This window comes from Microcystis sp. M53603_WE2, from assembly GCF_030065435.1.
Genome location: NZ_JASJFF010000958.1, coordinates 1 through 1,053 on the forward strand (window position 1 = coordinate 1; position 1,053 = coordinate 1,053).

Consider the following 1,053-nt stretch of genomic DNA (forward strand, 5'->3'; position numbering starts at 1 on the left):
AACCCTTATATAGAAAGGCATTTGGCGATTTTTGTCAATTATTTTTGCTCTAGAGCGAACTAATCAATTAAGTCTCTTGCCAGATAAGGATTTAGTCGATTTATGCCCCCCTATCGAACCATACTAAGTAACGAAGAACCTTTCTAGTCAATAATTAGGGCTATTTTCCCCGTCACCGAACCAGTTTCTAGCAGTTGATGGGCGCTGATAGCTGCCGCTAAAGGGAAGGTTTGGGAGAGATGAATAGTTAACTTTTTCTCGTCAATTAAACGCGCCCCTTGTCTGAGAATTTCTGTTTGATATTTTTGCGCTTCTGGCAGTCCCATCAAAGCTGGGGTTAACATTAATTCTAAACTAATCCGCAAATTGCGATCGCGCGCTTCCTTCCAGCTGCCCGTAGGTTCCAAAATCGTCACCATATCGCCGTACACTCGCACCGCTCGGCAAGTTTGGCCAAAAGTTTCCCCTCCCACCGTATCAAAAGCGACATCTACTCCTTTCCCTGCGGTTTGTTGAAGTATCGCCGAGACAAAATCGGTTTGTTTGTATAAAATCGGGTAATCTGCCCCTAATTGCCGCACTAAACGCTCTTTATCGCTATTTCCCACCGTCGTATAAACTTTAGCCCCCCTCAGTTTCGCCAATTGAATCGCGACATGACCAACACCCCCAGCCCCGCCATGGATAAGGACGCTTTGTCCCGATTGCAGACGGGCGCGATCGTAGAGTGCTTCCCAAGCGGTGATTAAAACCAAAGGTACAGCGGCTGCCTCGGCAAAAGAAAGAGATTTTGGCTTGTGAGCCAGATAATCCGCCTCAATCAGGGCATATTCAGCATAATTTCCCGTGCCAGCCTTGCCCAGTCCCCCCCCACAAAAGTACACTTCATCCCCAGAACGAAAATCCTGCACTGCCGCCCCAACGGCCTCGACAATTCCCGCCCCGTCACAGCCCAAAATGGCCGGCATTTGCTCGGGGTAAAAAGTGCCGCGTTTACGAATTTTTGTATCAATAGGGTTGACACCAGCGGCTTTTAATGCTACTAAAACCTGA

Annotated in this window: 1 protein-coding gene; it reads right to left on the reverse strand. The window is 48.0% G+C overall.

What is annotated here, in order from left to right; genetic code table 11:
- Positions 1 to 143: 143 nt before the first annotated feature.
- Positions 144 to 1,053: zinc-binding dehydrogenase (locus tag PX481_RS20230; RefSeq protein ID WP_288095667.1), on the reverse strand; the 910-nt coding region annotated here is incomplete at its 5' end.